Source organism: Spirosoma oryzae (assembly GCF_003002825.1).
GTDB lineage: Bacteria > Bacteroidota > Bacteroidia > Cytophagales > Spirosomataceae > Spirosoma > Spirosoma oryzae.
Genome location: NZ_PVTE01000001.1, coordinates 20,156 through 32,527 on the forward strand (window position 1 = coordinate 20,156; position 12,372 = coordinate 32,527).

Sequence of the window (12,372 nt, forward strand, 5' to 3'; positions counted from 1 at the left end):
GTTTGTGGTTTACAGTTTTCGGTATACGGTTTACGGTGGCCACGCGGTGGTCGCCACCGTGGTGCGGTTCGTCATACAGTGGCTGACGTATCTATGCAGTGTGGGGCGGGTCGTAGCGGGTCCACACTGCACCGTTAACTGTATACCGAATACCCGTAAACTAAACGGCATCGGAGAGGCTGGTGAAGGTGAAGTCGCGGATTTTCATCGGCGGGACGAGGTTACCGCCCATACGAACGGGTTTGCCCAGGGCTTCGAGGTTGTTGAGCATGATGACCGGGCTCTCGTTGAAGCGGAAGTTCTTGACGGGGAATTTGATCTGTCCGTTCTCAATATAGAACGTCCCGTCGCGGGTCAGGCCCGTGTAGAGCAGCGTTTGCGGATCGACCGGGCGGATGTACCAGAAGCGCGTAACGAGAATACCTTTCTCCGTGCTTTTGATCATGTCGGCCAGCGATTGTGTACCGCCTTCCATGATAAAATTACCGCCCGGCGGGGTGGCATGAACACCTTTTTTCTCCGCCCAGTAGCGTGAGTATGGCATATTTTTAACTACTCCCTTTTCAATCCAGGTCACCTTCTCCTGCGGACGACCGTCACCACTGAACGCGCCACCAGGAACCTCTGGGTTGGTCGGGTCGGAGTAGATCGTGACGCGTTCATCGAAGAGCTTTTCGCCCAGGCGTGTGCCGCCCCCTTTTTTACTCAGAAACGAACGACCTTCGTCGGCCGAGCGAGCGTCCATCGACCGGAACATAGCCGCCATCAGCGATGCATCGACATTGGCTACCAGAGCCGCCGGTTCGAGAATGACGGTGTACTTGCCGGGTTCGAGCGCGCGGGCGCTGCTCGATGCCTGCGCCTTCTGCATGGCGATTTCAGTCGCGTCTTTGGTATTCAGCTTGCTGACGTCAGTAACGTCGCGGGTGGCGTAGCCGGAGCCCATCCCATCCGCCGTGCGGACCGTAACCGAAAATTCGACCGACGTATCGCGGTTGTAGGCCGACAGTCCTTTCGTGTTGCCGATCGCGTTGAAGCGGGTGGCATCTTCCATGTAGCCGGCGGCCGTGAGGTTTTTCTTGCGGCAGGGGTCGATGCTGTCGAAGGTGGCCTGCGCCCGGAAGTCGGGCGTGATGTCGGCGGTCGATTGCGCGTAGGGGTTGGTCTTCAGGTACTGCTGCGGCCCCAGCATAGGCATGTATTCAGGGTTCTCCGGGGCTAGCCGGGCGACTTCCTCGGCCCGTCGGACGGTCTTCTCCAGCGACGCATCGTCGAATTCATTGATGGTTGCCGTGCCGGTTTTTTTGCCGAAAGCTGCTGTGACGGCAAGGGAGAGATTCGTGCTTTCACCGCTGGTCGATACGGCGTTACGGGCGTAGCGGATGTTGCCGCGTCGGCCCCCCGACATATTGACGCTTAGTTCATCGGCCTTTGAGAAGGACAGTACTTTGTCGATAATTCGCTTTGCTTCTGCCTCAGTAAGTAAGGTCGTCATTCCTTGTTGAGAAGTTAAGATAACTCGGTTTAGGTTGCGTTTATCGTGAACCGAATTGTATAGATAGCAAAATTTGTTGGAACAAAAATACGCGTAGGGCCAAATTTATGCCGCTGATGATGGGCTACGGCTGGCGGAATGCCGAAATATTGGTGCTGAAAAGCGAATAATCGGTCGTGTACCCAAAAATGACGAATCCCGAACCGTTGCGACGATTCGGGATTCGTGTAGTCGCGCCTGCATAGGTGCCCGTCAGGGCAACTATGCAGGCGGTAGCCAATTGGTCGCTATGCGTCCACCCGGACGTGGACCGGTCTGCGCCACTGTGACCACCGTAAACTGTAAACCGAAAATCGTAAACTGACTTAAGCCCAGGCCCGGCGGAGGAAGCGGAGCCAGTTGCCGTGCATGACATTGGCGATGTCCGCGTCGGTATAGCCGCGCTGCCGAAGGAGGTCCGGGATTTTTTGCAGATCGGCGATGGTGTCGAGGTCGTAGGGGCACTGCTCTTTACCGAATGCACCGTCGAGGTCGGAGCCGATGCCGATGTGGTTGGCGTTGCCCGCCAGTTGGCAGATATGGTCGAGGTGGTCGATCATCACCGACAGCGAACAGTTTGTCGATTCGGGTGTCGACGTGCCCCGTACCCAGCCGGGAACCATCATCCACGCATCCAGTGGTCCGCCAATGACCGCGTCGCGGGCGATTAGTTCGCGGAGCTGCTCGTCGGAAAACTGCCGGTTATGGTTGACCAGGGCGCGGCAGTTGTGGTGACTGGCCCAGACAGGGCCGTTGAAGTGGTCGAGGGCGTCGCGGAAACTGTCGTCGGAGAGGTGCGTCGCGTCGAGGATGATGTTGAGCCGTTCCATTTCGCGGAGCAGATCGTGTCCCATCGGCCCCATCGGCCCCGTCGCATCGGTGCCCTGCGCATACCGGCCGGGACCGTAGTGGGCGGGACCGATGGCTCGCAGGCCGTAGTCGTAGGCGCGCTGCACATGATCGACCGTGACCAGCGAGTCGGCACCTTCCAGGCTCAGGATGTAGCCAATCGGCTTGTCGTCGACGGGATCGTTATCGCTCCACAACACCAGGTGGGCTTCCAGTTCGTCCAGGTTGCGAATCGGTGTCATCTGGCCGTCGTCGACCATGGCTTCGTACCACATGCGCTGCCCCTGCGTCTGGGCCCACGCCTGTTCGGGCGACTGCCAGCCGGGCAACGGATTGTCGGGGGCAACGTAACGGGCAATCTGCGTGGCCACGACCAGCCCCACCTTGCCCCGGCGCAAATCGGGGAGCGAAACCGTGCCTTTCGCGCGGTCGGGCTTATCGGTCATGCCCTGTTCGCGTTGCCGAATCTGATGTGCGGTCTGCCGCAGGTCGCGGTTCCACTCCATCGCGTTCATACTCAGGTCTAAATGGGCGTCGATTGTAAACATAGTTCTCGGTTTTCGGTATTCCGTTTTCGGTTTACGGTGGGCAGCGTTCTGTCGCACGATGGGTTGCAATGTGTGCATCTGTGTAGCCTGGACGTCCACGTCCGGGTGGCTGTTAAGCCAATTACGCAAGGCGGTATTTTTGTTGCCCTGTCGGGCACCCGGACGTGGACGTCCAGGCTACACAGATGCGTCAGCCACTGTAAACCGAAAACTGTATACTCTTATTACACTGTCAGAACCCGGTCGCGGGCGGTAGTTTTCCAGGTGCCGGACAGATGACCTTGCTCGATGGTACGGGCCCGGTCGAACAGGGCGACGGTGGGGCAGATGTGGTGGGGTAAGCCGTACAGCACGTCACCGATGCGATACGAATGATCGTCGCCCGCATCGACAGTCAGGTGTTCTTCGCTCTGCCCGGTAGCCCGCAGGTCGGGTGCGTTGAGAAAGGTAAGGCGCTGCGCCAGTTCCCCCTCAGCCGCTACCGATTTGTGGCCAATGTCGATGCAAAGTGTAGTCGGCGTTGGCAGGGAAATCACCCGGCCGACGACCAGGGCGGCTGGCTCGAACGGTTGTTCGGGCAGGGTCGTGCCGTAGCCCTTGTCCCAGTAAATGAACGTACCGGGGCTGCATTCCACATCCGGGCGCTGGGCATGAATCGGAAAAGTCGGACTGCCACCGGCCACGATAATCGGATCGAAGCCGAGGGCGCGCAACTGCTCGCGTAGCTGGGCAACGGGGGCAAAGGCCGCATCGCAACGGGCCGCCCGTACGCTCAGGTCGGTGTCGCGGAGGTGGCCGTCATAGGCGTGTAGTCCCACCGGCTGAATGCCGGACAGGGTTGCCAGTTGCTGGTACAGCGTCGCGGCCCGGTCGTCGGCCAGAATACCCGTGCGGTTCATGCCGACGTTCAGGTCGAGATACACCGGTATGGACAGACCCGCGTCCGTTGCCCGTTCCGCCAGTTGTTCAGCCGTACCGAGATTATCGATCAGGCAGGCAAAGCGTGTGTCCGGATAGGCTCGGATCAGCGCGATCAGGCGCTGCTGTTTGGCCCCCACCGGCTGATACGCCAGCAGCACGTCGGGCGCGCCGGCTTCTGCCAGCATCTCGGCTTCGGCAATGGTCGCGCACTTGAATTTACGAATGCCCGCGTCGAGCAGTAACCGGCTCGCATCGGGCGACTTGTGCGTTTTGACGTGTGGCCGTAGTCGAGACACATCATCGACATAAGCCAGCAGCCGGTCGATGTTCTGCCGGACGCGGTCGGGGTAGATCACCAGGGCCGGTGTGTCGAGTGCATCGACATCGGTGATCGTGTACCAGTTTGTCATGAGAGGGAGAGATTAAACACCTTTTTTAAACACAGAGGACATGGAGGTTTCACAGAGAAAACAGAGCGTTATTCGTTCTTCGTGCGCTCCGTGAAACCTCCGTGCCTCGGTGTTTAAAAAAGATTACACCAGTTCGAATAGCGCTTCGATCTCGACGGGGATGTTGTCGGGCAGGGAGCCAAAGCCAACGGCCGATCGAACGCCGATGCCATTTTCTTCCCCCCATACCTGCGCGAGAAGTTCGCTGCATCCGTTGATGATGTACGGATGCCGTTCGAAGTCGGGCGTGCAGTTGACCATGCCGAGCACTTTGATGACGCGCTTCACCCGGTCGAGGCTACCGAGGTGGGTTTGAATGGTCGACAGGATGGTCAGGCCCACCTGCCGGGCGGCCAGTTTGCCCTGCTCCATGTTCATGTCGGCCGGATTGGCATCGGTACCAATGCGGCCGATAATCAGGCTTTTATCGTCCTGCACTGGTCCGTGACCCGAGACGTACAGGTACTTACCGTCGATCAGATACGGCTTGTAGACCCCCAGTGGCCGGGGGGCGGGGGGCAGGGTCAGATTCAGTTGGGCAAAAGCCGCTTCAGGTGAGATTGTGTCGATGGACATTCTAGTTTGACGTTTGTGGTTCGTGGTTTGCATGTAGCCTGGACGTCCACGTCCGGGCGGCCGTTAGGCCAACTACGTAAGGCGGCAGCTCTATTGGTCGCTCCGCGCCCACCCGGACGTGGACGTCCAGGCTACACTTTGTACCACTTAAAGGATTAAATTAAAAAGTAGTACGCCTGCCAGACCGGCGAAGGCGACAATGGTTTCCATTAATGACCACGACCGGATCGTGTCTTTCAGGCTGAGGTTAAAGTATTCCTTGAACAACCAGAAGCCGGGGTCGTTGACGTGCGAGAACATCAGACTACCCGCGCCGACGGCAATAACCATCAGGTTGGGGTTGACGTGTTGCTGGGCGACGATGGGCGCGATGATACCGGCGGCCGTCAGTCCGGCAACGGTGGCCGAACCGAGACAGACCCGGATGATGGCCGCAATCAGCCAGCCCAGTACCAGCGGGGGTAAGGTCAGCGTTTGCAGGCGGGTGGCCAGTTCCTGACTCAAGCCGCTGTCGGACAGGACCTGCTTCAGCGCCCCTGCCCCGGCGATGATGAGCAGAATCATGGCTACGTCTTTGGCCGCTTCCTCGTAGATCTTCATCACCTGCGGCATCGTCTTGCCGTTGGATAAGCCCAGACTGACCGTCGCGACAAGCACCGAAATCAGCATTACCACGGCCGGGTCGCCGATGAAGGCCGTCGACGTCATCAGTGCGTCATTGGTCGGGAAAATAACCCGCAGCACCGTTGTGATGGCCAGCAGCACGACAGGCAGCAGGGCCGACAGAAAGCTGTTGAGCGTACCGGGGCGGTTGTCGAGCGGAACGGGCTTCGTGGCAAAGGTGTCGAGCGGTTCGGCGTGAATACCTTTCAGCGTCTGGGCGAAGATCGGTCCGGCCAGGATGATCGTCGGGATGGCAATGCTGATACCGAGCAACAGCGTCAGCCCCATGTTAGCCCCGAACTGCGTTACCAGTGCGGCCGGGGAGGGGTGGGGCGGCAGGAAGCCGTGGGCCACCGACAGCGACGCCAGCATGGGCAGACCGATGTAGACGGCGGGTAGCTTGTAGCGGTACACGACCGAAAAGATCAGCGGAATCATCAGGACGAAACCGACATTGTAGAACAGCGGAATACCGATGATAAAGCCCGTACACATCAGCCCCCATTGGATGTAGCGTTGCCCGAACAGGTTCATCATTACCCCGGCGATGGTTTGCGCGGCCCCGCTATCGGCGACCAGCTTGCCCAGCATAGCCCCCAGCGCGATTACCACCACCAGCCCGCCCAGCGTGTCGCCAATGCCTTTCTGCACGGATTTGGCCACGTCGACGAGGGGCATGCCCAGCAGCGCACCCGCCAGCAGCGACACGACCAGAAACGACAGAAACGGGCTGACTTTCCCCCATGAAATCATCAGGATCAGCAGCAACACACACAGGCCAACGGTTAGCAGGGGCATAGGTTTTAAGGGGTTATCGGGTTTCGGTGTACGGTTCTCAGTATACGGTTTACGGTGGGCGTCTGTGATTGCTAACCGTAAATCGAAAAATACGTAACTCCTGATGCCAAGATCTGTGTCTTCATCGACCCTGGCGGTGAGCGTTGACGGGGACTAGCCGAAAACCGTAAACGATATACCGTAAACTGTACACTACTCCAGTCTCAGTTTACTGATGCTCAGGGTGTTGCCGTCGATGGACAGGCCATCCTGAATCAGCACGGCACGGTATTCGATTTCGTCGTAGGTTTTCAGCGTACCGGCCATCAGTTCCAGACTTTGCTTGCCGGTTTGTGACACCGGATAAACGTCCGTCAGGGTCCAGGGCTGGTTAAAGTCTTCATTGAGTGAACTCTGCACCGGGCGGTAAGCAAAGCCCAGCCGGTACTGCTTGCCGTCGCCCAGCTTGAGGACGTTGGCGGTTAATTTCAGGTTGCCATTGGGCAGTTTCTCAGCAGGCATGGTGCGGAACTGAACCGGCTCGACGGCGGGCGTTACGTTGGTCAGTTTAAGCACGATCGGGTTGGGCCACTTGTGGTTGTTGTAGATGCGCTGCGCCCGAACGACCGATATTTTCAGGCCCTCAGCCGTCTGCTCGAAACGCGTCTGTCCGTCGTTGGTGGGCTGGTATTCGACTACGTTGCCCGTTTGACCCAGTACACTCACTTCCGTTTTGCCCGTGGCCTTCACCGACCGAAGCAGAAACTCGCGACGCTGCCCGCGCGGCCAGTCGGGCATACCCGTCAGGTAGGCGAATACGGTGTTGTCGGTCTTGTGTCTGGTGAACCAGATATTGCCTTCGTTGCGGATGATCCAGGGGCGCACGTCGTGAACGGACTCGTGGTTGATGAAGTGCCACGCGCCGATTTCCATCAGCCGGCCCATCTGCCCTTCGTTCAGGTCGCCCCACTGCGTCGGACCGACGTTGAGCAGGTAGGAGCCGCCTTTGGCCCGCGCTTCGATCAGAAAATTCAGCAGTTCGGTACCCGACTTGTAGTGGTCGTTGGTCGGCTTGTAATTCCAGGCCGTACCCATGGTCATGTTGCTTTCCCAGGGCCGTTCTAGGGTCTCGCCGGGCATGTACTGCTCGGGGGTTTGCAGCGCGCCCCGCGTAATCAGGCAGTTGGGCTGGTATTTCCAGACCGTCGCTTTAACCTCTTCCCGCAGCACGTCGCTGTCGATGAAAAACAAGTCGACAGGGCCGTAGTTGGTCATCAGCTCGCGGCACTGTGCTTCGACGAACGTTTTGTACTTCGCCTGAAACGGCTTCGCTTTCTCCCAGTGCCCATCGCGGGTGATGTCTTTCATCCCGTTGCGGTAGGCAAACGAAAAATCTTCGGGCGAATAGTAGAACCCGACGGCCATCCCCCACTTGCGACAGGCGTCGACGAACTGCCGGACGATGTCTTTTTTGTAGGGGGTGTTCATCACGCCGAAGTCGGTGGTTTTGGTGTCCCACATGCAGAAGCCCGCATGGTGCTTGGTCGTGAACATGATGTATTTCATGCCCGCGTTCTTCGCCAGGATCACGATGCGTTCGGGGTCCCAGTCTTTGGGGTAGAAGGTCTTGGGGAGTTCGCGGATATAGCGGTCGACGTAATCGGGCGACGCGCCAACCAGCGAATGGCTGATGACAACCCCCAGTTGCGTGTCGACGTTCCAGTGAATAAACATGCCGAAACCGGCGTCTTTAAGCCAGGTTTCCCGTTCGGGTTTGTTGTGGTTGACGCCCAATTGCTCCTGCGCCCAACCCTGGTGGGTTGTCAGCAACAGCAGTGTGAAGGCAAAGCAAAGAAGTCGACGCATGAGAAAGAAAAAGGGGAAATGTTTCTGTTTTTACTGAATGGGGGACCCCACCCCCGACCCCTCCCCGTTAGGGAGGGGAGAAAAGCTGTCGCTACGTTGTTCCCCTCCCTAACGGGGAGGGGTTGGGGTGGGGTTCAAGGTTACCGGACGATCACCTCGTCCAGCAACAACCAGGCCTTGCCGCCGGCTCCGTATTCACCGGCGGGAATTGTACCCTGTCCGGTTGCTTGAATCCGTACGAAGCGGGCCTGGGTCGGGGTAAAGCGACCATCGACGGGGTTGATGCCGTTGACGGGAAACTGAGTCTGTTCATAAACGGTCCGGTACGTGTTGCCGTCGGTGGAAACCGATACACGAAGCTGTTTGGGGGGCCACATCCGCTGCCAGCGGTAAGCCAGTATGTGCGTGCTGACTTGTGAGATGGTTTGCAGACTGTCCAGATCGACGACAATCGTCGGGTCGGTGCCGGAGAAGCCTACCCACTCGCCGGTGTTGTAGCGCGTCGTGCCCGCCCGCCCGTTGACCAGTACCTGCATGCTCGCCGGTCGGTACGCGCCCGATGGCAGTGGATCGACCGTTACCGATTTACCCGTCGCCTTGCTGATCGTAAAAGCCTGACTGACGACCCGGTCCTGCTGACGCCCGTCGATAAAAAGCGCCGACCGGATGGTGCTGCTCTGCGTAACGGCGATCGGCTGCGTGTACAACAGGCTGTGGCTGGTTGGGGCGCTGCCGTCGGTGGTGTAGCGAAGCTGCGCACCGGGTCTGGTCGTTGTCAACGCGTACAACACCTGTCCGGCGGGCGATACGCTGACGGTGTCGGTTGGTTCGTCAACATGCGGATCGTAGTGGACGTGCTGGCGGTCAAGGAGGGGCCGTTGCTGCCGAAGCCGACGTAGAAAATCAGGGTAGTTACGTTGGGGGCGTGGTGTCCAGCCGGTTTCGGCCAGGGCCAGCAGGCGGGGAAAGACCATGTACTCCGCTTTGTCGGGCGTCGGCATGTATTCGGTCCAGACGTTGCCCTGCACGCCCAGCAGGTACCGGGCTTCGTCGGCGCGCAGGCTGTCGGGCGTCGGTTCGTAGCTGTACGTTTTGCGCAGGGGTGTGTAGCCCGCAGCCGCCAGCGGTTCGTCGGGGTGCAGCGACTGGTAGTAGTCGAAGTAGACGTGACTTTCAGGGGTCATGATGGCGTAATGGTGCTGCCGCATGGCCTGAATACCGCCCTCGATGCCACGCCAGCTCATCACGGCTGCGCTGTCGGACAGGCGCAGATTGGGGTTGTGCCCTTCCAGAATTTCGTCCCAGCCAATCAGTTGCCGACCCCGCCGGTTGAGGTGCTTTTCGATACGCCGAATAAAGTAACGCTGCAACTCGTTCTCGTTCGCCAGCTTCTCCGACCGGATACGCGCCTGACAGCGGGGACAGGTTTGCCAGCGCACTTTCGGGCATTCGTCGCCCCCGATATGGATATAGCGGGATGGGAATAAGCCGATTACTTCGTCGAGTACGTTGGTCAGCATGGTGAAGGTACTATCGTTGCCCGCGCAGAAGACATCGTCGAAGATGCCCCAGAACGTTGCGGCAGCGTAAGGGCCACCCGGCGACCCGTCGGGCTTTTGACAGCCCAACTGTGGAAAGGCGCTAAGAGCCGCCAGGGCGTGGCCCGGCATCTCGATCTCGGGAATGACCGTGATGTGGCGGTCGGCAGCATACCGGACAATAGCGCGTACCTCGTCCTGCGTGTAAAAGCCCCCGTAGCGTTTACCGTCGAATCGATGTGGCAGCTCCTTCTTGTGACCGATTAATGTCTGAGCGCGGTAGGCGGCTGTTTGTTGTAGTTGCGGGTAACGTTTGATCTCGACACGCCAGCCCTGATCGTCGGTCAGGTGCCAGTGAAAGGTGTTGAGTTTGTAGCGGGCCAGCAGGTCGATGTATTTCCTGATGAACGATACCGGAAATAGGTGGCGGCTGACGTCGAGCTGCATACCCCGGTACGGAAAGCGCGGATAATCGTCGATTTGCTGACAGAGGATGCGTCCCGAGGGGGATAGTTCGAGCAGTTGACGCAGCGATTGCAGGCCGAAGAACAGGCCCGTATCATCGTGCCCGATCAGGTCGATGCCCGTTGGGCGGATCGTCAGGCGGTAGCCTTCGGGTTTAGGAATAGTTGTTGAATCGATGCGTAAACGAAGGGCTGACGCGGTGGGTGTGGATGATGTGGTAGGAAGCGAAAAGCCAAGCAGTTGCCGGACCATTGTCAGGGTGGCTACCGGAACGGATTTGTCCGCCAACAGGCGGGTCTGTCGAGCCAGGGTAAATGTGCCCGACCGAAACCGGACCGATACCGGACGGGGAATCAGGCCCGTCGAGTCGGAGAAAGTTGGCTGGGCGAAACACGACGCCCAGCCAAACCCAATTATCATTAATGTGCCTATGATTTTCACTGTTGAGAAGAAAGAGGATAGATGAAAGAAGAAAGACAGTTTACTGAAAGAGGGTTCTTGGAATCGCTTCTGTCATCCCTCGCAGGTTCGGGACGACAAAAAGCCTTTTTTTGAAAAACGTTATCGGTTTATCATCTCTTTCGTCTCACGTCTTTTCTCTTTCTTCTAAAAAAACAATTACTGCTTATCCCACCAGATGCGCGTCGTCAGCAGGTTGGCTCCCTGGCGGGCAACGGCGGCACTGAACTGCGCATTGTTGACACTCTCTTCGGTTGGTGGGTAAAGCAATCGGCGCGGGATAACTCCTCCCGTGATGTTGCCCGTCACGTTGACGGGGGTCAGGGCGGGGTAACCCGTCCGGCGCCAGCTCGCGAAGGCTTCCTGCTCGTCGGGGAAGAGGGTGATCCAGAGCTGCGAACCGATCTGTGCCAGTTTGGCGTCGGTTGAGCCGCTGGCCGGGAACGGATTCTTCGTCAGATAGGCATCGACCTTCGCCGTTGAAATGCTACCCGCCGTCGCATTGATCTGCGCCCAATTGGCCATCGCCGAGCGAACGCCCGCGTTGTAAGCCGAGGCTGCATCGCCCGAGTACCAGCCCCGCACGGCCGCTTCGGCCAGCAAAAGGTTAACTTCGGCGGCCGTCATCACCAGCACCGGCGCGTCGAGCTTCAGTACTGTTACCGGGTTCGGCTCCGAATACGTCTTGAAATCAGCAGGTTTGACGAGCAGGCCGTTGGGCATACCCCGTTGTAGCGACGTCGTGGTGTCGGCAGTGCTACCGTTCCAGACAACGGCGATTACGTTCAGGCGTGGGTCGGCCGAGTTTTTCAGCGCGTCGATGAATGTTCGGGCCAGCTTACCGCCTTCGATATTGTCGTTGCCGTTGCCGGGGCTGTAGTCGCTGTTCCGCATCGACAGCGCGTAGGGGTTTTTGTTGATATCCTGCCCCGACGACAGGTAGTTGATCTTGGCCAGATCACTATCCTGCGTGATAACGCCCCCGGCGATGGCTTTCTTCGCCCAGGTCTGGGCGCTGGCTGCGTCGGCCTTGGTCATCCGCATGGCCAGCCGCAGCATCAGCGAATTGGCAAACTTCTTCCACCGGTCGATGTTGCCGCCGTAGATCAGGTCCGCCGTACCGAAAGTTGTTTTATTCGCGTCGAACGCCTGCACCGACTGGTCAAGTTCGTTCAGCATATCGGCGTAGATGGTCTGCTGCGCGTCGTATTTTGGCGCAAACAGGTTCTGCGTGTAGCCTTTGGCCGCTTCGCTGTAGGGGACGTCGCCGTAGAGGTCGGTGATGCGGTGCATGACGTAAACGCGCCAGATGCGGGCCGCCGACAGCAGGTTGACCTGATTCGCGTCGGTCGACACCGCCCGGATTACTTCACTGATTTCGTTGACGGCGTTTGGGTAGCCATTCTGGAAGAAATCGTAGGGGTAGGTCCCCTGCTGGAAATAGTACTTATCGCCGATGGCGGGTACGTCTTTGTAGGTGGCGAAGTGTTGAATCGAACCGCCACTGGCCAGGACACCTGTCGAGTAGTAGCTGTTGTTCAGCGCGTCGAGCTGCGCCTTGGTGAAGACGTAGGCCGGGGTAATGGTCGATGAAGCATCGGGGTTGATGTTCATCTGCTCGAAGCCCTTGTCGCAGGCTGTCAGACCCGCCAGCAGGCCCGCCATCAGCAGCGACCGGCGCAGGAATGTATGGGAAGAAAGGAATGTCATAGGAGTATGCTGTTGTA

8 protein-coding genes are annotated in these 12,372 nt (G+C 58.7%); all 8 read right to left on the reverse strand.

Features of this window, described 5'->3' with window-relative positions; translation table 11 throughout:
• Positions 1 to 160: 160 nt before the first annotated feature.
• On the reverse strand, positions 161 to 1,495 hold the full coding sequence (locus CLV58_RS00080) for a TldD/PmbA family protein (RefSeq protein WP_106135729.1): 1,335 nt from the start codon (positions 1,493 to 1,495) through the stop codon (positions 161 to 163).
• Positions 1,496 to 1,860: 365 nt separating this feature from the next.
• Positions 1,861 to 2,931 (reverse strand): dipeptidase, encoded by a 1,071-nt coding sequence (locus CLV58_RS00085; RefSeq protein WP_106135730.1) that lies wholly within the window; start codon positions 2,929 to 2,931, stop codon positions 1,861 to 1,863.
• A gap of 224 nt (positions 2,932 to 3,155) precedes the next feature.
• Positions 3,156 to 4,262, reverse strand: coding sequence for a D-TA family PLP-dependent enzyme (locus CLV58_RS00090; protein WP_106135731.1), 1,107 nt, complete (start codon positions 4,260 to 4,262; stop codon positions 3,156 to 3,158).
• Between the two features lie 123 nt (positions 4,263 to 4,385).
• Entirely contained in the window at positions 4,386 to 4,877 is a 492-nt protein-coding gene (locus CLV58_RS00095) for a RidA family protein (RefSeq protein WP_106135732.1), read from the reverse strand.
• Between the two features lie 147 nt (positions 4,878 to 5,024).
• Positions 5,025 to 6,338, reverse strand: coding sequence for a gluconate:H+ symporter (locus tag CLV58_RS00100; protein WP_106135733.1), 1,314 nt, complete (start codon positions 6,336 to 6,338; stop codon positions 5,025 to 5,027).
• Positions 6,339 to 6,530: 192 nt separating this feature from the next.
• Positions 6,531 to 8,183: an alpha-L-fucosidase gene (locus CLV58_RS00105; RefSeq protein WP_106135734.1), complete on the reverse strand. Its 1,653-nt coding sequence runs from the start codon at positions 8,181 to 8,183 to the stop codon at positions 6,531 to 6,533.
• Between the two features lie 140 nt (positions 8,184 to 8,323).
• Complete coding sequence (locus CLV58_RS00110; RefSeq protein WP_106135735.1) at positions 8,324 to 10,606, reverse strand: glycoside hydrolase family 20 protein; 2,283 nt, start codon at positions 10,604 to 10,606, stop codon at positions 8,324 to 8,326.
• A 198-nt stretch (positions 10,607 to 10,804) separates the two neighbouring features.
• Positions 10,805 to 12,355, reverse strand: a complete 1,551-nt coding sequence (locus CLV58_RS00115; RefSeq protein ID WP_106135736.1) for a SusD/RagB family nutrient-binding outer membrane lipoprotein — start codon at positions 12,353 to 12,355, stop codon at positions 10,805 to 10,807.
• Between the last annotated feature and the right edge of the window lie 17 nt (positions 12,356 to 12,372).

What these genes read in the sequence shown, in the direction of transcription:
- CLV58_RS00090 (WP_106135731.1), bottom strand. Translation starts at nt 4,262, where the DNA reads ATGACAAACTGGTACACGATCACCGATGTCGATGCACTCGACACACCG.
- CLV58_RS00115 (WP_106135736.1), bottom strand. Translation starts at nt 12,355, where the DNA reads ATGACATTCCTTTCTTCCCATACATTCCTGCGCCGGTCGCTGCTGATG.
- CLV58_RS00095 (WP_106135732.1), bottom strand. Translation starts at nt 4,877, where the DNA reads ATGTCCATCGACACAATCTCACCTGAAGCGGCTTTTGCCCAACTGAAT.
- CLV58_RS00110 (WP_106135735.1), bottom strand. Translation starts at nt 10,606, where the DNA reads ATGATAATTGGGTTTGGCTGGGCGTCGTGTTTCGCCCAGCCAACTTTC.
- CLV58_RS00100 (WP_106135733.1), bottom strand. Translation starts at nt 6,338, where the DNA reads ATGCCCCTGCTAACCGTTGGCCTGTGTGTGTTGCTGCTGATCCTGATG.
- CLV58_RS00085 (WP_106135730.1), bottom strand. Translation starts at nt 2,931, where the DNA reads ATGTTTACAATCGACGCCCATTTAGACCTGAGTATGAACGCGATGGAG.
- CLV58_RS00080 (WP_106135729.1), bottom strand. Translation starts at nt 1,495, where the DNA reads ATGACGACCTTACTTACTGAGGCAGAAGCAAAGCGAATTATCGACAAA.
- CLV58_RS00105 (WP_106135734.1), bottom strand. Translation starts at nt 8,183, where the DNA reads ATGCGTCGACTTCTTTGCTTTGCCTTCACACTGCTGTTGCTGACAACC.